Genomic DNA, 23,782 nt, shown 5'->3' with positions numbered 1-23,782 from the left:
TCTGGCTATGACCGGCATAGCCTCCAGCGACCCTACAGCTTGAGCTGGCGGATCGCCTGGTTGAGCTGGGCCGCCAATGTGGCCAGTTGCTGGCTGGTGGCTGCCGATTCCAGCGTCTGGCCAACAGTCTGCTCGGTGACGTCGCGGATGCCGACGACCGAGCGGCTCATTTCCTCGGCCACCTGGCTCTGCTGCGCAGCTGCCACGGCGATCTGCGTGTTGCTGTCACGCATCAGGGCCACGGCGGCGGTGATCGCTTCCAGCGACTCTCCGGCTTCCTGTGCCAGCTGCACGCACTGGTTGGCGTTCTCCGAGCTCTCGCGCATGAATTCCACGGCGTCACGGGTGCCGCCTTGCAGGTTGCCGATCATCTGGGTGATCTCGTCGGTGGAGTCCTGTACGCGCTTGGCCAGGTTGCGCACCTCGTCGGCGACCACGGCGAAGCCGCGACCCATTTCGCCAGCGCGGGCAGCCTCGATGGCCGCATTGAGGGCGAGCAGGTTGGTCTGTTCGGCGATGCCATGAATGACGCCGACCACGCGACTGATGTGCTGGCTATCCTCGGCCAGGCGCTCGATGCTGCCGGCGCTCTGGCGCACGCCCTGGGAGAGGGCGGCGATGGACTGCTCCACGCGTTCGACCACCTGCTGGCCGGCGCGTGCCAGCTGGTCGGCGCTGAGCGACTGGTCGCGGGTCGTGCCGGCGTGATCGGCGATGTGCTGCACGGTCGCCGACATTTCGTTGATCGCCGTGGCGGCCTGGTCGGTTTCGCTCTGCTGGCTGAGCATGCCCTGGCGTACCGCGCCCATGCGCTGGGCCATGTTGCGCGTGCCGCTGTCGAGTTCGCTGGCGACCTGGCCGACGGTGCCGACCACACGCTGGTAGCCGGCCTGCATGGCGTTGAAGGCGGCAGCCATCTGGCCGACCTCGTCGCGGCTGTCCAGCGGTACGCGCAATGACAGGTCGCCGCTGCGTTCTGCCTGCAGCATCACGTCCTTGAGGGTGTTGAGGTGGCTGAGCAGGAAGCGGATCAGCAACTGCGAGGCCGCCAGCAACAGCAGCATGAGCACCGCCACCGCCAGGGCATAGGACAGCGCGTGCTCGGTGAACAGGTCGAACAGGCTCGGCGCCCGCGCCACTACGGCGAGGTTGCGTCCGTCGGCGAGCGAAACCCGCTGCGCGCCAACCGCTGGCATGCTGTCGAACCAGGTGTCGTGTTTCAGCACCTGCCAGCCGCTGGCATCGGCCGCACCCTGGGCATTCGCCAGCGAGGCATCGCCTTGCAGTGTCTGGATATTGCCGGAGCTGGGCAGTGTCGCCTGCTGCGGCCACTGCTGAAGCAGACGTGCCTGGGCGCTGGCTGCCTGGCGCGCATCGAGGCTGCGGGCCGCCTGCTCGGTGTGCAGGGCGAACAGCACCAGCATCAGGCTGATGACGAATGCGACGGCGTTGACCGCCCAGAATTTGTACTTGAGAGAAAGATCGCTGATCCAGGCGCCCATGCTGTCGTTATCCGTTTCGCTGCGTTCACTATTGGCTATGTGCCAGTAGTATGCCTTGGGGCAAGGTCAGAGTCTTGACGTCAATCAAGAGTCCGTGCTGCCACTCTCCAGTATGGTCGGCATGGCGAAGAATGCCCGTGCGCATGCCGTCGACTGTGCCGCCAGCTGCTGTTCGCTCTGGCCACGATGCAGTGCCACTTCGCGCAGGACCTCGCCGAGGTAGGCCGGCTCGTTGCGCCCGCTCCTGGGCTTGGGCCGCAGGCTGCGTGGCAGCAGGAAGGGGGCATCGGTCTCCAGCATCAGGCGCTCGGCGGGGATGTCCTTGAGCAATGGATGCAGATGGGTGCCACGGCGTTCGTCGCAGACCCAGCCGGTGATGCCGATGTGCAGGTCGAGGTCGAGATAGGCATAGAGGGCACGGCGCTCGCCGGTAAAGCAGTGCACCACCGCAGCGGGCAACTGGTCACGATAGCCGCGCAGAATATCCAGCAGGCGCTGGCTGGCTTCGCGCTCGTGCAGGAACACCGGCATCCGCAGTTCCACCGCCAGCGCCAGCTGTTCTTCCAGGACCTTCTCCTGGATGGGCCGGGGTGAAAAGTCGCGGTCGAAATCCAGGCCGCATTCGCCGACGGCACGGACCTCGGGCTCGTTCAGCAGTGCTTTCAGGGCGGTGCTGCTGGTCGTGCTCCAGCTGCTGGCATCGTGCGGGTGGATGCCGGCCGTGCTGAACAGTCGCTGGCCGCTGGCGTCCAGCTGTCGGCAAAGTGCCAGGCTGGCCTCGCTTTCCTTCAGACTGGTGCCGGTCAGCACCATCTGGCAGACGCCGGCTGCAGAGGCGCGCTCGAGCAGCGCCTCGGCCTGGGCGGCCAGGCTGGGGTGGGTGAGATTGACGGCGATGTCGACGAGTTGCATGGTGCCACCTGATTAGCGCGAGGGGGGCAGAATAGCAGACGCCATCCGTTCGTCAGGAAGTCGATTGAAAACAACGGCTTGGTAGTTGTTTTCAGGACCGGCGGAGGGGCATGGGCTGGCGTGGCGGGGCTCGCCTGTGCCAATCTCCGCGCCCCCGTGTCGGCCCAGGGAACTTGTTTGGCAGCTTCGCAGTCAGTTGCCGTCTGTCGCGCATCCGCGAGCAGCAGATCAAGCACCCCCGCGAGGCTTCGCTGGCCTGCTGCCATTGTTGGAGAGTCGATGTCGCGATTGCTGCTGATCCTGTGCCTGCTGGTCGCGCTGCCGCTGCCGGTCAGCGCACGCCTGGCAGGCCCGCCCGAGGTCGGCAGCCAGACGCGCAGCGCCCGTGACCTGTCGGCGATTCGCGCCAGCGGCGAGCTGCGCGTCCTGGTCAATCAGAGCCGCAACAGTTCGGGTCTGGTGAAAGGGCAGAGCATCGGTGTCGAGTACCACCGTTTGCGCGCGTTCGAGCAGTACCTCAATCGCAACGCCCGCGACGGGCGCAGCATCACCCTGAAGATCGTCCCCAAGGCCAAGGACCAGTTGCTTGGCGCCCTGCAGCGCGGCGAGGGCGATCTCGTCGCCCCCGGGGAGCTGCTCAGCGTGCGCGCCGGTCATGACGTCAGCGCCAGTGCCGCGATTCGCCGTCAGGTACCGCTGGTGCTGGTGTCCAAGCAGGGCAACCGGCATTACCGCAGCCTCGAACAGCTGGCCGGGCGCAGTCTTTCGCTGCCGGCGGGCAGTGCGGTCGGCGAGGCGCTGCGGCGGATCAATCAGCAACTGGCGGAGCGCAAGCTGCCGCCCATCGTGGTCGAGTGGGTCGACCCCAGCCTGGCGGTCGAGGACGTTCTGGAAATGGTCCAGGCCGGCATCTTCGAACGCACGGCGGTGGAGCTGCCGATCGCCGAGCGTTGGGCCAAGGTGATGCCCAGGCTGCGTGTCGACAAGCACCTGGTGCTGGCGCGTGACGGCGAGATGAAGTGGTTCGTGCGCCCCGACGCGCCGATGCTGCGCGCCAGTATCGACCGCTTCTTCAGCAGCTATCAGGCCCCGGCCGATCAGGACAGTGCCTTCCAGCGCGTCTATCGGCGCCTGTACAAGGTGCATTCGCCCCTGGGGCGAACCGAGCGCCAGCGTCTGGAGAAGGTGCGCCCGGTATTGCAGAAACATGCCGAGCAGCAGGGCTTCGACTGGCTGCTGCTGGCGGCGCTGGCATTCAAGGAGTCGACCCTCAATCCTGCGGCGCGCGGTGCCAGCGGGGCGACCGGGCTGATGCAGATCACGCCGGCGGCGGCGCGCAGCGTCGGCGTCAGCAACATCACGCAGGTCGACGCCAACGTCCAGGCCAGCAGCAAGTACCTGGCGATGATTCGGCGCAACTTCTTCAACAGCCCGCAGCTCAACGAGCGTGAGCGCATGGCCTTCGTCCTGGCGGGATACAACCTCGGGCCGCAACGGGTGCAGAGCCTGCGGGCGGAAGCGCGTCGGCGTGGCCTCAATCCCAATCAGTGGTTCTTCCAGGTCGAGCGGGTGGCCATGGAGCAGATGGGGATGGGGGTCGTGAGCTATGTGAACTCGGTGAATAAGTACTACCTTGCTTATGACCGCGAGCGCTATTTGCTCGAACCGCAAGGACAGCGTCTGACGGTTAAATAGGTATCTATTTTTTCGATTATCGTTAGCGGTATTTTGCGATTTTTAAATCGAATAAATTGGATATTCTGTGCGCCATCTACCTCACACATCAAAGGAAGCCTTGCAATGAACAACCTGATCAAGAGCATCACCGCCAGCCAGGCCGGCATGGGTATCACCATTCTGCGCGTGATCGCCGGCCTCACCTTCGCCGCGCATGGTTCGCAGAAGCTGTTCGGCTGGTTCGGCGGCTATGGTCTGGCCGGTGTCGCGCAGTGGATGGAAAGCATCGGTCTGGCGCCGGGCTACCTGATGGCGCTGATGGCCGGTAGCGCCGAATTCTTCGGCGGTGTGGCACTGATCATCGGCCTGCTGGTGCGTCCGGCAGCTGCGGTGCTGGCGGTGACCATGCTGGTGGCGATCTTCAGCGTGCACCTGGCCAATGGCTTCTTCATGAGCAACAACGGCTACGAGTTCGCCCTGGCGCTGCTGGCGATCAGCATCGCGCTGGTGTTCGAAGGTGCCGGCAAGCTGTCGGTCGACGGCAAGATCGCTGGCTGATTCGCTTCCGCAGCAACAGGAAGGCCCGCCAATGCGGGCCTTCTTGCGTTCAGCGCCGGGCGATCATGCTGCCGGCGCTTGCTCGGCCTTCTTCTCCTGCGCGGCGACCTGCTGCGCCAGTTCGATCATCTGCTCGCGCATCCAGCGGTTGGCCGGGTCCTGGTCGGTGCTTTCATGCCAGTACAGGTGCGTTTCCAGTGCCGGCACGTCGCCCACCGGCAAGGTCACATGGTGCAGGTTGTGGCGGCGGGCGAAGCGCTCCGGCACGGTCATCACCATATCGGTCTGCTGCATCACGCTGCTGGCCATCAGGTAGTGCTGCGAGCGCAGGGCGATCTTGCGCTGAATCCCCATCTTGCCCAGGGCCAGGTCGACATAGCCGAGGCCGCTGCGGCGGCTGGAGATGTGGATGTGGGTCAGCGACAGGTATTCGTCGAGGCTGATCTTCTCCTTGGCCAGCGGGTGGCCAGGGCGCATGGCGCAGACGTAGCGGTCATCCAGCAGCTTGACGTGGCGCACCTGCGGGTCGGTGTTGAGAGGGGCGTCGACGGCGAAGTCCAGGCGCCCGGCGGCCAGCTCCTTGGTGGTTTCGCGGCGCTTGGCCAGGAAACTCTCGATGCACACGCTCGGCGCCAGGCGACGCAGGCGCTGGAACAGCGGCGGCAGGAGAATCTGCTCGGAGAGGTCGGTCATGCTGATGCGGTAGGTCTTGCCGGCCTGCTGCGGGTTGAAGGTGCGGCTCTCCTGCACCGACACGCGCAGCAGCTGCAGAGCGTTGCGCACCGGACCGATGATGTTCTGCGCCATCGGCGTGGGCACCATGCCCTGGGCGGTGCGCACGAACAGCGGGTCGTTGAAGGTTTCGCGCAGGCGGGCGAGGGCGTTGGAAACCGCCGGCTGGGTGATGCCGACGATCTGTCCGGCACGTGTCAGATTGGCCTCGGTGTAGATGGCGTCGAAGACGATGAAGAGGTTGAGATCCACCTTGGTCAAGTTCATGCCGCAAGCACTCCAGGGCTGTCGATATCAATCGATCATATATCGGTTATGAATGTTCATACACGCTGAAAATAGGTTAGATAAATCTTAAGCGCTGTTCTAGCATCATTTCCACACCGACATCACACCCGATCCGCCAGAAGGTATTGCCCATGGATTTCGCCTATTCCCCGAAGGTTCAAGAGCTGCGTGAGCGCGTCAGCGCATTCATGGAAGCGCACGTCTATCCGGCCGAAGCGGTATTCGAGCAGCAGGTGGCCGAAGGTGACCGCTGGCAGCCGACCGCGATCATGGAAGAGCTGAAGAACAAGGCCAAGGCCGAGGGATTGTGGAACCTGTTCCTGCCCGAGTCGGACTACGGCGCCGGCCTGACCAACACCGAATACGCACCGCTGGCGGAAATCATGGGCCGTTCGCTGATCGGCCCGGAGCCCTTCAACTGCGCGGCGCCGGACACCGGCAACATGGAAGTCCTGGTGCGCTACGGCAGCGAGGCGCAGAAGCGGCAATGGCTGGAGCCGCTGCTGTCCGGCGAGATCCGCTCCGCGTTCGCCATGACCGAGCCGGGGGTGGCCTCGTCGGACGCCACCAACATGCAGGCCAATGCGCGTCGCGAGGGCGACGAGTGGGTCATCAACGGGCGCAAGTGGTGGACGTCCGGCGCCTGCGACCCACGCTGCAAGGTGATGATCTTCATGGGCCTGACCAACCCGGACGCGCCGCGCCATCAGCAGCACTCGATGATCCTGGTGCCGATGGACGCGCCCGGCGTGACGGTACTGCGGCCGCTGCCGGTGTTCGGCTATGACGACGCCCCGCACGGCCATGCCGAGGTGCTGTTCGAGAACGTGCGGGTGCCTTACGACAGCGTGCTGCTGGGCGAGGGGCGCGGCTTCGAGATCGCTCAGGGCCGCCTCGGCCCGGGCCGTATCCACCACTGCATGCGTTCGATCGGCATGGCCGAGCGCGCCCTGGAACTGATGTGCAAGCGCGCCGTGAGCCGTACGGCGTTCGGCAAGCCGCTGGCCCGCCTGGGTGGCAACATCGATCACATCGCCGATTCGCGCATGGAGATCAACCAGGCGCGCCTGTTGACGCTGAACGCGGCCTACATGATGGACACGGTGGGCAACAAGATCGCCGCCAGCGAGATCGCCCAGATCAAGGTTGTCGCGCCCAACGTGGCGCTCAAGGTGATCGACCGGGCGATCCAGATGCACGGTGGCGCCGGGGTCTCCAACGACTTCCCGCTGGCCTACTGGTACGCCATGCAGCGTACCCTGCGCCTGGCGGACGGTCCGGATGAAGTGCACCGTGCGGCGATCGGCAAGTACGAGATCGGCAAGTACGTGCCGCGCGAAATGATGAAAGCCAGCCGCTGAATCAGCCGCTGTAGATGAAGAGGCCCGCATTCTGCGGGCCTCTGCGTTTGCGCCTCAGGGCAGGCGGTCTTCGGCTGGCTGGGTCTGGCCCAGCCAGCCGAGGCGCATGTGCAGTTGCGCGGCGAAATGACGGGCTGCCAGCTCGTCCTGGAACGTCAGCGCGCGACGGCCGAGGCGTACCTGCCAGAGGCGTTGACCCTGGCGCTCGATGAGTTCTATGCAGACGTCAGGCATCGCGACTCCTGGCTAGTCGATGGCCTTCCGGTCGCGTGTCTTGAGCAGGGAAAGCAACACGCCGCCGGCCAGCAAGCCCAAGGTTACGCCAAGTGAGAGCAGGGCGGGAACCTTGACCAGGTCATGCAGGAAGATCTTGCCGCCGATGTACATCAGCACCAGCGCCAGGGCGTACTTCAGATAGATGAAGCGGTGCATCAGTGCGGCCAGGGCAAAGTACAGCGCGCGCAGGCCGAGGATGGCGAAGATGTTCGAGGTGTAGACGATGAACGGGTCCTGCGAGATGGCCAGGACGGCGGGCACGCTGTCGACCGCGAACACCAGGTCGGCCAGTTCGATCAGCACCAGCGCCAGCAGCAGTGGCGTGGCGTAGAGCAGGGCTCTGCCGCTGGCCTGATCCTTCAGGCGCACCAGGAAGCGGCCGCTGTGCAGGTCGTCGGTGACGCGGATGCGCGTGCGCACGAAGCGCAGCAACGGGTTCTGCGCCAGGTCCGGGTGCGCCTCTTCATCGTTGCTGCGCAGCATCTTCACGCCGCTGAACAGCAGGAAGGCGCCGAACAGGTAGAGAATCCAGTCGAACTGCTGCACCAGCGCCGTGCCCAGGCCGATCATCAGTGCGCGCAGCACGATGACGCCGAGGATGCCCCAGAACAGCACGCGGTGCTGGTAGCGGCGGGGGATGTTGAAGTAGCCGAGGATCATCGCCATGACGAAGACGTTGTCCATCGACAGCGACTGCTCCACCAGGAAGCCGGTGTAGTACTCCATGGCCTTGGTGCCGCCGAGCTGCCACCAGATCCAGCCGCCGAAGGCAACGCCGACGCTGAAGTAGCCGGCGTACAGCAGCAGGCTTTCACTCACCTCGATTTCATGCTGGTCGCGGTGCAGCACGCCGAGGTCGAGTACCAGCAGGGCGATGATCAGCAGCAGGAAGGCCAGCCAGAACCAGCCGGGTGTGCCGAAGAGTGGGGATGTCAAAAAGGCGAGTAGAGCGTCCATGAGCCCTCCCTGTGTCTGCCTGAGTTGAAAGAAATCGACTCAGTGACTCCGACATCACGGTGAGCAGCTCACCGCCAGAGGGGCCCGGCGTCACGCGGAGCAAAGGCTAACGCCGCGCCGAGAAACTGCCAAGCCCCCTGACGAGGATTGTTGGCGTGGTCAGTAGACCCACACCTCGACGCGGCGATTGCGGATGCGCCCGCTGTCCTGGTCGTTGGCCGCTACCGGCAGTTCGCTGCCCAGGCCGGTGATCTCGCGGAACAGTACGCCCTGCTTGGCCAGTTCCCGACGTACGGCCATCGCCCGCAGCTTGGAGAGCAGTGCGGCGCGCTCGGGGTCGCTCTTGGGGTCGCCGAAGCCGACCAGTACCACCTTGTTCCGCAGCTTGTCGTGCTGCTTGAGGTAGTCCATGACCCGCTGCAGGTCACGGTAGGCCTTGTTGTCCAGGGTCGCGCTGCCTTCCTGGAAACGGAAGTTCACCGACAGACGCTGCGCCTGCTCGGCGAGCTGGCGGTAGTCGCTCGGCATCTGCGTTTCCGGGGTGACCTTGATCGCCTGCACGGTCTGGGCGATGAAGCCGGCGCTGTCGACGATCGCCTGGCCACGAGGGCTGTGCGCGAAGTCGATCAGTGCGCGGGCCCAGGGGTTTTCCAGTTGCGGATCGTTGTAGATGAACAGGCGGCGTGCGAGCGGGTAGTCCTCGGTGGCGATCAGCGAGGTGCTCGGCAGCATCGGATGCGATTCGCCCGCGGCCACGGCGATGGCCTTGGCCTGGCGAACGTAGGGCAGGCCGATGAAGCCGATGCCGTTGGGATCGCCGCTGACCAGGTCGGAGAGCTGGTTACTGGACTCGAAGCGCCGGGCGCTGGCGGCCAGCGCCCGGCCACCTGGCGCCAGGACCAGTTCCTTGAAGGTGTCGTAGGTGCCGGAGTTGTCGTCACGCGCGTAGGCCTGCACCTTGCCAGGCTTGCCGCCGAGGGCGGCCCAGTCGCTGATCTCGCCGGAGAACAGCTGGGCGATCTGCTCGACGCTGAGGGCGCTGATCGGGTTGCCGGGGTGGACGATGATCGCCAGGCCGTCGATGGCGATGATCTGTTCGCTCTGCGGGCTGTGCAGGTCGCCCAGGCTCGCCAGGCTGGCGGCTTCGCTGTCCTTGATCGGGCGGGACGAGGCGGCCAGGTCGGTACTGCCGTTCTGCAGCGAGGCGAAGCCGGTGCCGGAACCATGGGCCGCCACCTCGACGATCACGCTGCGGCCGTTGGCCTGACGGCCGACGATGCGCTGCTCGTTTTCCCGGGCGCCGGCTTCGCTGCGGATGTCGCGCAGCCCCTGGGCCTCGAACAGGCCCTTGACCAGTTCCGGACCGAGCTTGGCACCGATGGTGTTGGAGCCCTGGATGCGCAGGACCGGCTGGTTGCCCTGGGAAGCGGGCAGGGCGGCGAACACCGACAGGGGCAGGGCGTAGCAGATGAAACCGATGAGCAGCAGGGACAGGGTACGACCCCAGAGGTCGCGATCAGCGTAGGACAGGGCGCGCGGCATGCGGCAGGCACCTTCTAGTGGGTGGGAGAAAGTGTCGCGCAGAATAAGTCGATTGAATGACAGTCAGGTTACAGCGGGCCGCCGGGTGGCTCTGCACCGGGCTCCGCGGCGCCGCCGAGGAAGGTGATCTCGCAGCGGTTGCGGCCAAGCGCCTTGGCCTGGTAGAGCATGCGGTCGGCCGCCAGCAGCAGGCCGTCCAGGTCGCCGAAGGGTGGCCAGGCGACCACTGCCCCGATGCTCAGGGTGCAACTGATCGTCTGCCTGTCCAGCTGCACCTGGGTGTCGCCGAAGCGCTGGCGAATGCGTTCGGCGATTTCCCGTGCCTGTTCGAGGTCACAGCCGGGCAGCAGCAGGGCGAACTCCTCGCCACCGATGCGCGCCAGCAGTTCGTCCTTGCGCAGGCCGCTGCCCGCCAGGTTGGCGAAGGCCTTGAGGACCTGGTCGCCAGCGGCATGGCCATGGTTGTCGTTGATGCGCTTGAAATGGTCGATGTCCAGCATCAGCAACGCCAGGGGGCGCTGTTGCTGAGCCAGCAGACTCAGTTGTTCGCTGGCCTGCTCACGAAAGGCCCAGCGGTTGAGCAGGCTGCTCAGCTGGTCATGGCTGGCCAGGTAGCGCATGCGTTGCAGCAGTTCGTTGCGCGCCGACATCACACTGGCCACGGTCAGCGGTGCCAGGGCGATCAGCGACACGCCCAGGCGCAGCGACAGCAGCACCGGCCGTGAGTTGACGTCCAGCGGCGCCAGCGACAGGCCGTTCAGGGCGATCGACACCAGCACCCAGCCACTGGCCAGGAACGTCAGCAAGGCGGTGCTGAACAGTCGGTAGCTCAGGGCGCACCACAGCAACGCCGGCACCGGGAAGGCGACCACGCCGGGGCCGCCGATCAGCAGGCACAGCGCCGCGGAGACGAGCAGCCCGAGCAGTGGCAGGAGCTTGCGCGCCTGTTCGGCCGTCCACAGCGGGCGGCGCCGCCGCTCGGTGCGCACGGCCCGGCATGCGGGCAGGGTGAGCATGACCGGCAGGAACAGCATGTAGTTGACCAGCTCGGTCATGAACCAGAACACCCAGCCACCCATCGGCTTGCCGCCGTACAGCAGCGGGTCGGTGATTGCGCCGAAGCAGCCGGAGGCAGCGGCCGCCGCGACGATGGCCAGCACCAGGTAAGGCACCGAGGCGGGCGTGCGCAGGCTGCGATGACCGGCGTGCAGGCGCCTGAGCAGGAGGAAGCCGACGACCACCCCCGACAGGTTGCCGGCGCTCAGCAGCAGGGTCTGCTGCAGGCTGCTGCCGGCCAGCAGATCGGCCAGCAGATAGGCGCACAGCGCGCCGCACCAGCCGGCCGGACGAGCCAGGCGGGGAAACCGGACCAGGGCACCGAGCAGTACGGCGTTGGCCGGCCACAGCGCCGCCAGGTGGCCGATCGGGCGGGTGAGGATACCCAACAGGCAAGCACCGAGTACCAGCAGGCAAACCAGGGCTGCAACGCCCGCTGCGCAGTGGCGGGCGTCGGGAGGTGAGGTGGCGGAACTGCTCATGGCCGGACCCTCGAGATCGCCACCGGAGAAAATGATGGCGTTATCGAATTAGCCTAGCCTGCGTGGATCATTCAGCAATCTGCAGCCAGATCGGCGCGTGATCCGAAGGTTTCTCCATGCCACGCAGTTCGTAGTCGATACCGGCTTCGAGCAGGCGTGGTTGCAGCGCCTGGCTGGCGAGAATCACGTCGATGCGCAGGCCGCGCTTGGGTTCGTCCTCGAAACCGCGGCTGCGATAGTCGAACCAGCTGAAGCGGTCGTTCACCTCGGGGTTGAGGTGGCGGAAGCTGTCCACCAGGCCCCAGTTCTTCAGGGTCGCCAGCCACTCGCGCTCTTCCGGCAGGAAGCTGCACTTGCCGGTCTTCAGCCAGCGCAGGCGATTGGGTTCGCCGATGCCGATGTCGCAATCCTCGGGGCTGATGTTGATGTCGCCCATCACCACCAGCGCCTGCTGCGGATCGAAACCTTCCGTCAGCAGCTGCTGCAGGTCGGCGTAGAAGCGTTGCTTGGCCGGGAACTTCACGGGGTGGTCGCGGCTTTCGCCCTGGGGGAAGTAGCCGTTCATCACTGTGACCGGTTTGCCTGCGGCGTCGGCGAAGGTGGCGTAGATGAAACGTCGCTGGGCCTCCTCGTCATCGCCCGGGAAACCCTTGTGCAGGCTCAGCGGCTCCTGGCGCGAGAGCAGGGCGACGCCGTAGTGGCCCTTTTGCCCGTGGTAGTGCACGTGATAGCCGAGCTGACGGATCTCGGCCTCCGGGAACTGTTCATCGGACACCTTGGTTTCCTGCAGGCCGATCACGTCTGGCTGGTGTTTCTCGATCAGCGCCTGCAGTTGATGAGGGCGCGCGCGCAGGCCATTGATATTGAAAGAAACGATTTTCATGGGCAGCGGGTCCTGGGCAAAAGGCGATGCTAGCCGATCCTTCACGGCTGCGGCCAGCGCCTGGCGAGCATGGCATGGCGGTGCTAGGGTCTGTACGAAAAGTCAGCGGGCGAAGTCCGGGCCGTGCATCAACAGGCCGGAACGGACAGCGCCTGAGTCATCCGAGAACCATCTGGCCCACAACCTATAACAACAGAGGTCCGCCATGCCCCACAACGCTCCTGCAGAAGTGCGCATGCTCGATGGTGGTTACGCCCGTGAGGTGCGCTCGCTGCTCTACCATGCCTACCGCCACGAACCCACCTTCGGCTATCTGTTCGACGCGGATCGGCCGGGGTTCGATCAGCGCGTTCGCGCGACGATTCGCGAGCTGGTGCAGCAGCACTTTTCCGAGGACCTGCCGGCCATCGGCCTGCTGATCGACGATCGTCTGATCGGTGCGGCCCTGATCGCACCGCCGCAGCGGCGGCTGGACATCACCGAAAGCTGGAGCTGGCGCCTGCGCATGCTGCTGACCACCGGCTTCAGCTGCACCCGTCGCTATCTCGACTACCACGATGCCGTGCTCGCCTGCCTGCCGCCGGGTCCCTACCACGTATTGCCATTGCTCGGCGTTCATCCCGAGTTCCAGGGCCAGCACCGTGGTGAGCAGCTGCTCGAGGCGCTGCATGACTGGTGCGCGCAGGACAGCGGGTCGCAGGGGGTGGTGCTGGATACCGGGAACGCCAGGCACCTGGAGTTCTATCGCCGCCAGGGCTACGAGGAAATCGGTGAACTGGCGCTCGGCCCGGTGGTGGAGCACGTGTTCTTTCATCCCAACCCGCAGCCGGTGGTGCGCGCCAGCGCCTGAACCCCGGCTGTCTGCCCGGCACGCGACGGCTCTGGCTGGGGCTCTGCTCCGTGGTAGCATCCCCCGCCATGAGTGTATATGGACATATCAGGCGCAGCCTGGCGCTGTTGCTGATCAGTTCGGGGGCTTTCGCCGCGAACGAACTGGACGTACGGATTACCCCGAGCAACGCCGCTCTGAAAGCCAATATCGAAGGTTATGTCGGCAGCCTGGACGGGCGCGACCGGCAGGCATTGCGCCGTCTGCGGCGCATCGTCGAGGGCGAGGCCGACAAGGCCGCCCAGGCGCTGGGCTACTACCAGGCACGTATCCGCAGCCATGTTGACGACGGTGAGCCGCCGCGCCTGGTGCTGGAGGTCGAGCCCGGCGAGCGTGTACGCCTGCGCACCGTCGATATCCGAATCGAGGGGCCGGCGAGTGACCTGGCGGCCTTTCGCGTGCCCAGCGCCAGCCGTCTGCAGCCGGGCGCGGTGCTCAACCATGGGCGCTACGAGGATGCCAAGCGACTGATCCAGAACCAGGCCTCGCGCTATGGCTTCTTCGATGGCCGTTTTTCCCGGCAGAGTCTGCTGATCGACCCGGACGCCGGGGTGGCCGACATCGAGCTGGTGTTCGTCAGCGGGCCGCGCTACCGCCTGGGTGATCTCAGCTTCACTGGCGATTTCCCCTTCGACGAAGCGCTGCTGCGGCGCATGGCGCCGTTCGAGGCGGACACGCCCTACGACTCCGAACTGATCGCCGAGCTGTACCAGGCGTTGCAATCCAGCGGCTACTTCGAATCGGTACGGGTCGACGCCATCCCCACGCAGGCTGATCAGCAGCGCATTCCCGTCACGGTGGCACTGCAGGTGCGCGAGCCGCGCACCATGGGGCTGGGCCTGGGTTTCTCCACCGACGTCGGGCCGCGCCTGCGGGCCAACTGGACACGCCACTGGCGCAACCCGCAAGGGCATAGCTATGGCATAGAAAGCGAGTTGTCGGCGCCACGGCAGAACGTCGGGCTGTGGTACGACATACCGGGCGATCCGCCGCTGACGGACAAGCTGCGCCTGGCGGGTGGCTATCAGTACGAGGAACTGGCCAGCAAGGACAGCCTCAGCCGCCTGCTCACCCTGGGGCCGGAATGGCACAGCCAGCGCTCCGGAGGCTGGCAGCGGGTGCTCTCGGTCAAGTGGCAGCGCGAGGAGTATCGCCTGGGCGACGATTCCGGCCTCAGTACCCTGCTGATGCCGGGCGCCAGCTATTCGTTGCTGCGCAGCGACAACCGGCTCGATCCGAATCAGGGCTATCGCCTGCAGTTCGATCTGCGTGGCGCCGTGGACGGGGTGCTGTCCGACGCCAATGTGCTGCACGGCAACGTCATGCTCAAGGGGCTGACCACGCTGTTCGACAACCATCGCCTGCTCGGTCGCGTGCAGTTCGGCGGCACCGAGACCAACGGCTTCACCGCCGTGCCGCCGTCCTTGCGCTTCTTCGCCGGCGGCGACCAGAGCGTGCGGGGCTACGACTACCAGACCCTGTCGCCGGAGAACAACCAGGGCGACAAGATCGGCGGCCGCTACCTGTTCGCCGTCAGCGCCGAGTACCAGTACAGCCTCACGGACAAATGGCGCCTGGCGACCTTCATCGACCAGGGCAATGCCTTCAACTCGCTGGAGCTGCCAACGCTGAAGACCGGGGTCGGCTTCGGCGTGCGCTGGGTGTCGCCCGTCGGGCCGCTGCGCCTGGACCTGGCCCACGCCCTGGACGACGATGGCGACATCCGCCTGCATTTCTCCATGGGGCCCGAGCTATGACGCGGCGCCTGCTGAAAGGCCTGCTGGCCGCTTCACTGGGGCTGCTGCTGGTACTGGGCACCACGCTGGCGGGGCTGCTCGGTACGCAGGGAGGCAGTCGCTGGCTGCTGGCCCAAGTGCCGGGGCTCGAGGTCGAGCACTTCAGCGGTCGTCTGGGCGGCGCCTGGCAGGCTGAACGTGTGCGTTGGCAACAGGCGGATACGCAGCTGCAGTTGCAGCGAGTGGACTTCGCCTGGTCACCTTCCTGCCTGCTGCGCCTGACCCTGTGCCTCGACCGCGTGCATCTCAAGCAGGCCGCGCTGAGCGTGCCGCCGAGCGAGGCGAGCGCCGCACCGCTGCGCCTGCCGAGCCTGAAGTTGCCCCTGCGCCTGCAGCTCGGAGATGTCCGTCTGGGTGAGCTGCGCCTGGACGGACAGTCGCAGTTGACGGAGTTGCAGCTGATCGGCAACTGGAACGAGCAGGCCGTCGATCTGCAGCGCCTGACCTTGCAGCGTGACGAGCTGCAGCTGGAGGTCAGCGGTCAACTGACGCCACAGGGCGACTGGCCGCTGGCCCTGAGTGGTCGTCTGCAACTGCCGCAGATCGATGACAGGCCCTGGCAGGTCGCCTTGCAGGTGGCGGGCGAGCTGCAGGGCACCCTGCAACTCAGCGCAAACAGCAGCGGCTACCTGGATGCGCGCATTCAGGGCAAGGTGCAGGCGCTGGCCGAGCAGCTGCCGGCGGAACTGCATCTAAGCAGTCGCGAGTTCCAGGCCAGCAGCGCCTTGCCGGCGACCCTGCAGCTGCGCGACCTGGACCTGCAGGCCAGGGGCGACCTGGCTGCCGGCTATCGCATCGACGGCACGGCCAGCCTGCCGGCCGAGCAGGCGCCCATGCCGGTGCAGCTCAGCGGCCGCGTCGATGCCCAGGGGGCGAAGATCGACGCGCTGCGCATCCAGGCCGAGGAGCAGCATGTGCAGCTCGACGGCACACTGGACTGGAGCGACGTGTTCAGCATCGATGCGCGGCTGGACTGGCAGGACTTTCCCTGGCAGCGCCTCTACCCGCTGGACCAGCCGCCCCCGGTGGCGCTGCACCGCCTGCAGGCCGAGATGAGTTTCAGCGAGGGCAACTACCTGGGTAACTTCAGCGCACAGCTGCAGGGGCCGGCCGGTGAGTTCAGCCTGAGCAGCCCGGTCAGCGGCGATCTTGGCCAGGTCAGTCTGCCCCAGTTGCAGCTGGTGGCCGGGCAGGGACGAGCGGAGGGTGTGGTCAGGCTTGGCTTCGCCACGGGCATCGACTGGCAGGCGATGCTGCAGCTCAGCGAGTTCGATCCCGGCTACTGGCTGGCGGAGATGCCGGGCAGGCTGGCAGGCCCGCTGAACACCTCGGGGCGCTTCGCCGCGGACGTATTGCAGGCGCGCGCCGATATCGACCTCAACGGTCGTCTGCGCGGCCAGCCTGCGCAGCTTCAGGTGCAGGGGGCCGGGAGTGGCGAACACTGGCAGCTGGATCGGCTGTCGGTGCGCCTGGGCGACAATCGCATCAGCGGCCAGGGCGCGCTCGAGCAGCGCTTGCGTGGCCAGCTGGACCTGGCGTTGCCACGTCTCGGGCAGCTCTGGCCCGGCCTGCAGGGGCAGCTGCAGGGGCGCCTGGCGCTGGCCGGCAGCCGGCAGGCTGCACAGGGGCAGTTGGCCTTGACCGGGGAGCGGCTGGCATTCGGCGAGCCCAGCGTGCGTCGCCTGCAACTGGATGCGACGCTGGATGCCCGCCAGCAGGCGGACATCGCCTTGAACCTGCGGGGTATCCGCATTGGTGACACCCTGCTCGGGCGCTTGCAGGCCGAAGCGCGTGGCGACCTGCAACGCCAGGCGCTGCAGCTGGACCTGCAAGGGCCGTTGCTGACACTGGCGCTGGCGCTGGATGGCCGGCTCGGTGAGCAGGGCGACTGGCGAGGGCGTATCGCCAGCGGCCGTGTCCAGAGCGGTGGCCAGGACTGGCAGCTGCAACAGGCCGCCAGCCTGGAACGCCTGGCCAGCGGCCGGCTGAACCTGGGTGCACACTGCTGGCAGTCCGGTGCGGCCAGCCTGTGTGGTGGCCAGCAGCGGCTGATGCCGCAGCCCAGTCTCGACTGGCGCCTGCAGGACTTCCCACTGGCCAGCCTGCAACCCTGGCTGCCCGAGGATTTTGCCTGGCAAGGGCAGCTGGACGGCCGGCTCAAGGTCGATCTGCGCGAAAGCGGCCCCAATGGCGAGATCACCCTCGACGCCGGTGCCGGCACCCTGCGTATCCGGCAGCCGGAGCAGGAGCAGTGGCTGGATTTCCCCTATGACAGCCTGCGTCTGGAGAGCAGCCTGCGCCCGCAACGGGTCGACAGCCAGCTGCGTTTCCTCAGCGAGCGCCTGGGTGAGCTGTCGCTGCAGGCGCGGATCGACCCACGGCCGCAGAGCAAGCCGATCAGCGGCGAGTTCCGCCTGAGCGGCTTCGACCTGGCCGTGCTGCGCCCCTTCGTGCCGATGGCGGAAACACTCGAAGGCCGCCTGCAGGGCGCTGGCAGGCTGGCGGGCGGGTTGCTGGCGCCGCAGATCGATGGCCAGCTGCGTCTGGAGGGCGGTGCACTGGCCGGAAGCGCGTTGCCGGTGAGCCTCGAGGCACTGCAGGTACAGGCGCTGATCGCCGGTGAGCAGGTGCAGCTGTCCGGCAACTGGCGCAGTGGGGAGCAGGGCAGTGGCCTGCTGAACGGGCAACTGAACTGGGCCGCCGGGCTGAGCGCAGAGCTGACCCTGCAAGGCCAGCGCCTGCCGGTCAAGGTGGAGCCCTACGCCGAGCTGGAGGTCGAGCCCGACCTGCGCCTGCAGTTGCGCGAGCAGCATCTGGCCGTCAGCGGCAAGGTGGGCGTGCCGCGTGGCCTGATCAGCGTGCGTGAACTGCCGCCGTCCACGGTGAAGCTGTCCGGCGATGCCCGGGTGGTCGGTCGCGAGGAACCGCTGGCCGAGCAGGGCCTGGGCATCGCCATGGACGTCGACGTCGAGGTCGGCCAGGACAAGCTGGCCTTCAGCGGCTTTGGCCTGAGCGCCGATCTGCACGGCCGCATGCACATCGGCGACGACCTCGACACCCGTGGTGAACTGGACCTGGTCAATGGTCGCTACCGCGCCTACGGTCAGCGCCTGACCATCCGCCGCGCGCGCCTGCTGTTCACCGGGCCGATCGATCAGCCGTTCCTCGATGTCGAGGCGATTCGCCGCGTGGACAACGTGGTGGCCGGCATTCGCCTGTCCGGCAGTGCCGAACAACCCAGCACCACGGTATTCGCCGAGCCGGCCATGAGCCAGGAGCAGGCGTTGTCCTATCTGGTGCTGGGGCGGCCGATGGGGCAGGGCAGCGGCGACAACAACATGCTTGGTCAGGCGGCCCTGGCGCTGGGCCTGGCGGGTAGCAGTTCGCTGACCACCAGCCTGGCAGGCAGCCTGGGCATCAAGGACTTCCAGCTGGATACCGAGGGCAGCGGCCTGACCACCAGCGTGGTGGCCAGCGGCAACCTCACCGACCGCCTCAGCCTGCGCTATGGCGTGGGGGTGTTCGAGCCGGCCAACACCATCGCGCTGCGCTACGAGCTGACCCGCCGCCTGTATCTCGAGGCGGCCAGTGGCCTGGCCAGTTCGCTGGACCTGTTCTACCGGCGAGACTTCTGATTTTTGCTATATCCCTACATGCTCGCAGGTGTATCGGCCGCGCTTCTGCGCTAGTCTGGACGGATGGTCGGGCCGTGACCTGCCATTCGACAGGGCGCTCGTCAGCGTGCCGCCCAAGTCACCTATCCGCCCTTCAACTCCCTGAACGATAAGGAAAATTCCCATGGCGCAAGTCACTCTCAAAGGCAACCCGGTGCAGGTCGACGGCCAGCTGCCGCAAGCGGGCCAACAGGCTCCGGCCTTCAGCCTGGTCGCAGGCGACCTGAGCGACGTCACCCTGGCCAGCCTGGCCGGGAAACGCAAGGTGCTGAACATCTTCCCGAGTGTCGACACGCCGACCTGTGCGACCTCCGTGCGCACCTTCAACGCCGAAGCCGGCCAGCTGAACAACACCGTGGTGCTGTGCATCTCCGCTGACCTGCCGTTCGCCCAGGCGCGTTTCTGCGGTGCGGAAGGCCTGGAAAGCGTGGTCAACCTGTCCACCCTGCGCGGCGCCGGTTTCCTCAAGGATTACGGCGTGGCCATCGCCAGTGGCCCGCTGACCGGCCTGGCCGCGCGCGCCGTGGTGGTGCTCGACGAGAACGACAAGGTGCTGCACAGCGAGCTGGTTGGCGAGATCGCCGACGAGCCGAACTATGCCGCTGCCCTGGCCGTGCTGAAGTAAGTCGCCAGGCGTCACCTGAAAACGGCCTGCTCTGCAGGCCGTTTTCGTTGCTGCCGCATAAGGCGTCCGCCTTGCTGGCCAATCTCCGGCCAAGGCCGGACGCAAACAGTTGGTTACGTAAGCGCAGCGTAAATAGCCGGTAAATGGGCTTTGCTTGACGCGGGCGAGTGCTTATCGTGCCGACTCCCAGAAAAAGTGATCCCACGCCTGCCATGTCGAACGTTTCTCCATCCCCCTCGAATACCTCTCGCCAGTGGCTGATCGGCCTGGCACTGCTCGCTTTGTCGCTCGTGCTGCTGTGGTGGTTCTGGCCGAGCGAGCCACAGAAGCAGCAGATGGGGCGGGGCCGCTTCGGTGACACGGGCCCGGTCCCGGTGCGGGTGGCGCCGGTGGTGCAGGGTGACTTCGCCATCGAACTCAAGGCGCTCGGCACGGTGACCTCTTACAACACGGTCAACGTGCGTTCGCGCGTCGACGGCGAACTGGTCAAGGTGCTGTTCGAGGAGGGCCAGCAGGTCAAGGCTGGCGACCTGCTGGCAGTGATCGACCCGCGTCCTTATCAGGTGGCGCTGCAGCAGGCACAAGGCGCGTTGCAGGAAAACCAGGCGCAACTGAAGAATGCCGAACTGGACCTGCAGCGCTACAAGGGGCTCTACGCCGAAGACAGCATCGCCAAGCAGACCCTCGATACCCAGCAGGCGCTGGTCAACCAGTATCGTGGCAGCCTGCAGAGCAACCAGGCCGACGTGGCCACGGCCAGGCTGAACCTGGATTTCACCCAGATCCGCGCGCCCATCGCTGGACGCCTGGGGTTGCGCCAGCTGGACCTCGGCAACCTGGTCAGCAGCGGCGATACCACGCCGCTGGTGGTGATCACCCAGGCCGATCCGATCGCGGTGATCTTCACCATTCCCGAAGGGGATCTGCCGGCGGTGCTCAAGCGCCGCAACGAAGGCGCGACCCTGGCCGTCGAAGCCTGGGATCGCGGTGAGCGCCTGCGCCTGGCCGAGGGCGTGCTGGAGAGTCTGGACAACCAGATCGACACCGCCACCGGCACGGTCAAGCTCAAGGCGCGTTTCGCCAACGCCGAGCAGATGCTGTTCCCCAACCAGTTCGTCAACGTGCGCCTGCGCGTGGAAACCCGCGAGGCCGCCACCATCATTCCGTCGGCTGCCGTGCAATTCGGTACCCAGGGCACCTTCGTCTACGTGGTCGACAGCGACAGCAAGGTCAGTGTGCGCCAGGTGACGATCGCCGCCAGCGATGCCGAGCGCAGCATGGTGGCCGGAGGCGTTCAGCCCGGTGAGCGCCTGGTGCTCGAGGGCACCGACCGCCTGCGCGACGGCAGCCAGGTCGAGGTGATCGACGCCAGCGCCACGCAGGCCGGCGACGCGGCAGGCAAGGGCAAACCGGGCAAGGCCGCAGCGCGGAACGACGCATGAACATCTCGCGCCCGTTCATCCTGCGGCCGGTCGCCACCACGCTGCTGATGGTGGCGATCTTCCTCAGCGGCCTGATCGCCTATCGCCTGTTGCCGGTGTCGGCCCTGCCGGAAGTGGACTACCCGACCATCCGCGTGCTGACCCTCTATCCAGGCGCCAGCCCGGACGTGATGACCAGCGCGGTGACGGCGCCGCTGGAGCGCCAGTTCGGGCAGATGGCCGGCCTCAAGCAGATGTCCTCGACCAGCTCCGGCGGCGCCTCGGTGATCACCCTGCGCTTCAATCTGGAAGTGTCGCTGGCGGTGGCGGAGCAGGAGGTGCAGGCGGCGATCAACGCGGCGAGCAATCTGCTGCCCAGCGATCTGCCGGCGCCTCCGGTGTACAACAAGGTCAACCCGGCCGATACCCCGGTACTGACTCTGGCGGTCAGTTCGACCACGCTGCCGTTGCCGCAGATCAACGACCTGGTCGATACCCGCCTGGCGCAGAAACTGGCGCAGACCAGCGGCGTGGGCCTGGTGACCCTGGCCGGCGGGCAGCGTCCGGCGGTGCGCATCCGGGTCAATCCCGAGGCGCTGGCGGCCTATGGCCTGAGCCTGGCCGACGTGCGCACGCTGATCACCGCCAGCAACGTCAACCAGCCCAAGGGCAACTTCGACGGGCCGACGCGGGTTTCGCAGCTCGATGCCAACGACCAGCTGAAGTCGGTGGACGAGTACCGCGAGTTGATCCTCACCTACCAGGACGGCGCCGCGCTGCGCCTGAAGGACGTCGCCGAGATCGTCGATGGCGCCGAGAACGAGCGCCTGGCGGCCTGGGCCAATCGCAACCAGGCGGTGCTGGTCAACGTCCAGCGCCAGCCCGGCGCGAACGTGATCGACGTGGTCGACCGTATCCAGACGCTGCTGCCACACCTCACCGAAGGCCTGCCGGCAAGCGTCGAGGTCAAGGTGCTCACCGACCGCACGCAAACCATCCGCGCCGCCGTGCGCGACGTGCAGCACGAACTGCTGCTGGCCATCGCTCTGGTGGTGATGGTGACCTTCCTGTTCCTGCGCAAGCTGTCGGCGACCATCATCCCGTCCATCGTCGTGCCGCTGTCGCTGATCGGCACCTTCGCGGTGATGTACCTGGCCGGTTTCACCATCAACAACCTGACGCTGATGGCGCTGACCATCGCCACCGGTTTCGTGGTCGACGATGCCATCGTCATGCTGGAGAACATCGCCCGCCATCTGGAGGAGGGCGAGACGCCGCTGAACGCCGCGCTCAAGGGCGCCCGGCAGATCGGTTTCACCCTGGTCTCGCTGACCCTGTCGCTGATCGCCGTGCTGATTCCGCTGCTGTTCATGGCCGATGTCGTCGGCCGCCTGTTCCGCGAGTTCGCCATCACCCTGGCGGTGGCGATCCTGATTTCCCTGGTGGTGTCGCTGACCCTGACGCCGATGATGTGCGCACGCCTGCTCAAGGTGGAACGGCCCGAGCAGGAAGGGCGCTTCTACCACCTGGCGGGTGGCTTCATCGATGCCATGATCGAGCGCTACGGGGTGGGTCTGTCCTGGGTCTTGCGGCATCAGGCGCTGACCCTGCTGGTGGCCGTGGCGACCCTGGGCCTGACCGTGCTGCTCTACCTGGCGGTGCCCAAGGGCTTCTTCCCGGTGCAGGACACCGGCGTGATCCAGGGCATCTCCGAGGCGCCGCAGTCGGTGTCCTTCACTGCCATGAGCGAGCGCCAGCAGCGCCTGGCCGATGTGATCCTGCGTGATCCGGCGGTGGCCAGCCTGTCGTCGTCGATCGGCGTGGACGGCGACAACCCGACGCTCAACAGCGGGCGCCTGCTGATCAACCTGAAGACCCATGCCGAGCGCGATGTCACCGCCAGCGAGGTGATCGAGCGGCTGCGTCCGGAGCTGGCGAAGGTCCCCGGTATCGAGCTGTACATGCAGCCGGTGCAGGACCTGACCATCGAGGATCGCATCAGCCGGACCCAGTTCCAGTTCACCCTGGAGTCGCCGGACAACGACCTGCTGGAAACCTGGACACCGCGCCTGGTCGAGGCGCTGCGTGAACAGGAAGCGCTGACCGACGTCGCCAGCGACCTGCAGAACCGTGGCCTGCAGGTGTACCTGGACATCGACCGCGACGCCGCCGCGCGCCTCGGCATCAGCGTCGGCGATATCGACGATGCGCTGTACGACGCCTTCGGCCAGCGCCAGATCAGCACCATCTATACCCAGGCCAGTCAATACCGCGTGGTTCTGGAAAGCCGTGACGGCGGGCGTATCGGTCTGGCCGCGCTGCGCCAGATCCATGTACCTACCACGGATGGCCTGCAGGTGCCGCTGTCGTCCCTGGCGCACATCGAGGAGCGCCCGGCCAGCCTGCTGATCAACCACATCGGTCAGTTCCCCGCCGTGACCCTGTCGTTCAACCTGGCGCCCGGCGTTTCGCTCGGTGAAGCCGTGGCGGTGATCGAGCGCGTCGAGCAGGACATCGGCCTGCCGGGTGGCATCAACACCCAGTTCCAGGGGGCGGCCGAGGCATTCCGTGCGTCGCTGTCATCGACCCTGCTGCTGATCCTGGCGGCCATCGTCACCATGTACATCGTGCTCGGCGTGCTCTACGAGAGCTACATCCACCCGATCACCATTCTCTCCACGCTGCCGTCGGCCGGGGTCGGCGCCTTGCTGGCCCTGCTGCTCACCGGCAACGACCTGGGGCTGATCGCGATCATCGGCATCATCCTGCTGATCGGCATCGTCAAGAAGAACGCGATCATGATGATCGACTTCGCCCTGGAGGCCGAACGCAATCAGGGCATGGCGCCGCAGGACGCCATCTACCAGGCGGCCCTGCTGCGTTTCCGGCCGATCCTGATGACCACCCTGGCGGCGCTGTTCGGTGCCATTCCGCTGATGCTGGCCTCGGGCTCCGGTGCCGAGCTGCGCCAGCCGCTGGGTCTGGTGATGGTCGGCGGCCTGCTGCTCAGCCAGGTGCTGACGCTGTTCACCACGCCGGTGATCTATCTGTACTTCGATCGGCTGTCGCGCCGCTTCAGCGGGCGCAGCGGCGCCGGGGTGTCGGTATGAGCGGTGCCGGGCTTTTCCTCCCCTTTCTCGCTTGCGGGAGA

General features: G+C 66.4%; 17 protein-coding genes. 9 read left to right on the top strand and 8 right to left on the bottom strand.

Annotation, left to right across the window (positions count from 1 at the left end; genetic code table 11):
* Positions 1 to 32 precede the first annotated feature (32 nt).
* Together EPK82_RS04605 and EPK82_RS04600 are read right to left on the bottom strand one after the other, a co-directional pair.
* Positions 33 to 1,502 carry a methyl-accepting chemotaxis protein gene (locus tag EPK82_RS04605; RefSeq protein ID WP_037052051.1) on the bottom strand — a complete coding sequence of 490 codons (1,470 nt, stop codon included), beginning with the start codon at positions 1,500 to 1,502 and terminating at the stop codon, positions 33 to 35.
* Positions 1,503 to 1,586: 84 nt separating this feature from the next.
* Positions 1,587 to 2,414 (bottom strand): TatD family hydrolase, encoded by an 828-nt coding sequence (locus tag EPK82_RS04600; protein ID WP_134675901.1) that lies wholly within the window; start codon positions 2,412 to 2,414, stop codon positions 1,587 to 1,589.
* 279 nt (positions 2,415 to 2,693) lie between these two features.
* On the opposite strand from EPK82_RS04600, the gene EPK82_RS04595 reads away from it, so the two are divergent.
* Both EPK82_RS04595 and EPK82_RS04590 read left to right on the top strand, forming a co-directional pair.
* On the top strand, positions 2,694 to 4,109 hold the full coding sequence (locus EPK82_RS04595) for an MltF family protein (protein ID WP_134675900.1): 1,416 nt from the start codon (positions 2,694 to 2,696) through the stop codon (positions 4,107 to 4,109).
* Positions 4,110 to 4,214: 105 nt separating this feature from the next.
* The gene (locus tag EPK82_RS04590; protein WP_134675899.1) at positions 4,215 to 4,649 is read left to right on the top strand and encodes a DoxX family protein; all 435 of its coding nucleotides are present in this window, start codon (positions 4,215 to 4,217) and stop codon (positions 4,647 to 4,649) included.
* Positions 4,650 to 4,712: 63 nt separating this feature from the next.
* Here EPK82_RS04590 and EPK82_RS04585 read toward each other — a convergent pair whose 3' ends face one another.
* Positions 4,713 to 5,648 carry a LysR family transcriptional regulator gene (locus EPK82_RS04585; protein WP_037052061.1) on the bottom strand — a complete coding sequence of 312 codons (936 nt, stop codon included), beginning with the start codon at positions 5,646 to 5,648 and terminating at the stop codon, positions 4,713 to 4,715.
* A 152-nt stretch (positions 5,649 to 5,800) separates the two neighbouring features.
* Between EPK82_RS04585 and EPK82_RS04580 the strand changes: the two genes are divergently transcribed.
* Positions 5,801 to 7,030: an acyl-CoA dehydrogenase gene (locus EPK82_RS04580; protein ID WP_134675898.1), complete on the top strand. Its 1,230-nt coding sequence runs from the start codon at positions 5,801 to 5,803 to the stop codon at positions 7,028 to 7,030.
* A gap of 54 nt (positions 7,031 to 7,084) precedes the next feature.
* On the opposite strand, the gene EPK82_RS04575 is transcribed toward EPK82_RS04580, so the two are convergent.
* The 5 genes from EPK82_RS04575 to xthA all read right to left on the bottom strand — a co-directional run bounded on the left by EPK82_RS04575 (position 7,085) and on the right by xthA (position 12,226).
* A complete protein-coding gene (locus EPK82_RS04575) occupies positions 7,085 to 7,264 on the bottom strand; it encodes a hypothetical protein (protein ID WP_037052063.1) in 180 nt (59 codons plus the stop codon).
* Positions 7,265 to 7,276: 12 nt separating this feature from the next.
* The gene (locus tag EPK82_RS04570) at positions 7,277 to 8,263 is read right to left on the bottom strand and encodes a TerC family protein (RefSeq protein WP_134675897.1); all 987 of its coding nucleotides are present in this window, start codon (positions 8,261 to 8,263) and stop codon (positions 7,277 to 7,279) included.
* A gap of 159 nt (positions 8,264 to 8,422) precedes the next feature.
* Positions 8,423 to 9,805, bottom strand: coding sequence for a substrate-binding domain-containing protein (locus EPK82_RS04565; RefSeq protein WP_134675896.1), 1,383 nt, complete (start codon positions 9,803 to 9,805; stop codon positions 8,423 to 8,425).
* A 68-nt stretch (positions 9,806 to 9,873) separates the two neighbouring features.
* The gene (locus EPK82_RS04560) at positions 9,874 to 11,343 is read right to left on the bottom strand and encodes a GGDEF domain-containing protein (RefSeq protein ID WP_134675895.1); all 1,470 of its coding nucleotides are present in this window, start codon (positions 11,341 to 11,343) and stop codon (positions 9,874 to 9,876) included.
* A gap of 67 nt (positions 11,344 to 11,410) precedes the next feature.
* A complete protein-coding gene (gene xthA, locus EPK82_RS04555; RefSeq protein WP_037052067.1) occupies positions 11,411 to 12,226 on the bottom strand; it encodes an exodeoxyribonuclease III in 816 nt (271 codons plus the stop codon).
* 205 nt (positions 12,227 to 12,431) lie between these two features.
* On the opposite strand from xthA, the gene EPK82_RS04550 reads away from it, so the two are divergent.
* From EPK82_RS04550 to EPK82_RS04525, 6 genes are all read left to right on the top strand, one after another.
* A complete protein-coding gene (locus EPK82_RS04550) occupies positions 12,432 to 13,076 on the top strand; it encodes a GNAT family N-acetyltransferase (RefSeq protein WP_134675894.1) in 645 nt (214 codons plus the stop codon).
* Positions 13,077 to 13,144: 68 nt separating this feature from the next.
* The gene (locus tag EPK82_RS04545) at positions 13,145 to 14,872 is read left to right on the top strand and encodes an autotransporter assembly complex protein TamA (protein ID WP_134675893.1); all 1,728 of its coding nucleotides are present in this window, start codon (positions 13,145 to 13,147) and stop codon (positions 14,870 to 14,872) included.
* Positions 14,869 to 18,546: a translocation/assembly module TamB domain-containing protein gene (locus EPK82_RS04540; RefSeq protein WP_134675892.1), complete on the top strand. Its 3,678-nt coding sequence runs from the start codon at positions 14,869 to 14,871 to the stop codon at positions 18,544 to 18,546. The genes EPK82_RS04545 and EPK82_RS04540 overlap by 4 nt, the downstream gene beginning before the upstream one ends.
* Positions 18,547 to 18,709: 163 nt before the next feature.
* Entirely contained in the window at positions 18,710 to 19,210 is a 501-nt protein-coding gene (tpx, locus tag EPK82_RS04535) for a thiol peroxidase (protein WP_134675891.1), read from the top strand.
* Positions 19,211 to 19,422: 212 nt separating this feature from the next.
* Positions 19,423 to 20,652, top strand: coding sequence for an MdtA/MuxA family multidrug efflux RND transporter periplasmic adaptor subunit (locus EPK82_RS04530; RefSeq protein ID WP_134675890.1), 1,230 nt, complete (start codon positions 19,423 to 19,425; stop codon positions 20,650 to 20,652).
* Entirely contained in the window at positions 20,649 to 23,741 is a 3,093-nt protein-coding gene (locus tag EPK82_RS04525) for an MdtB/MuxB family multidrug efflux RND transporter permease subunit (protein ID WP_134675889.1), read from the top strand. Before EPK82_RS04530 ends, EPK82_RS04525 begins: the two co-directional genes overlap by 4 nt.
* Positions 23,742 to 23,782: the final 41 nt, after the last annotated feature.

It is taken from the genome of Ectopseudomonas khazarica, assembly GCF_004521985.1.
GTDB classification, from domain to species: Bacteria; Pseudomonadota; Gammaproteobacteria; order Pseudomonadales; family Pseudomonadaceae; genus Aquipseudomonas; species Aquipseudomonas khazarica.
This window is presented reverse-complemented; position numbering and strand designations above follow the sequence as displayed.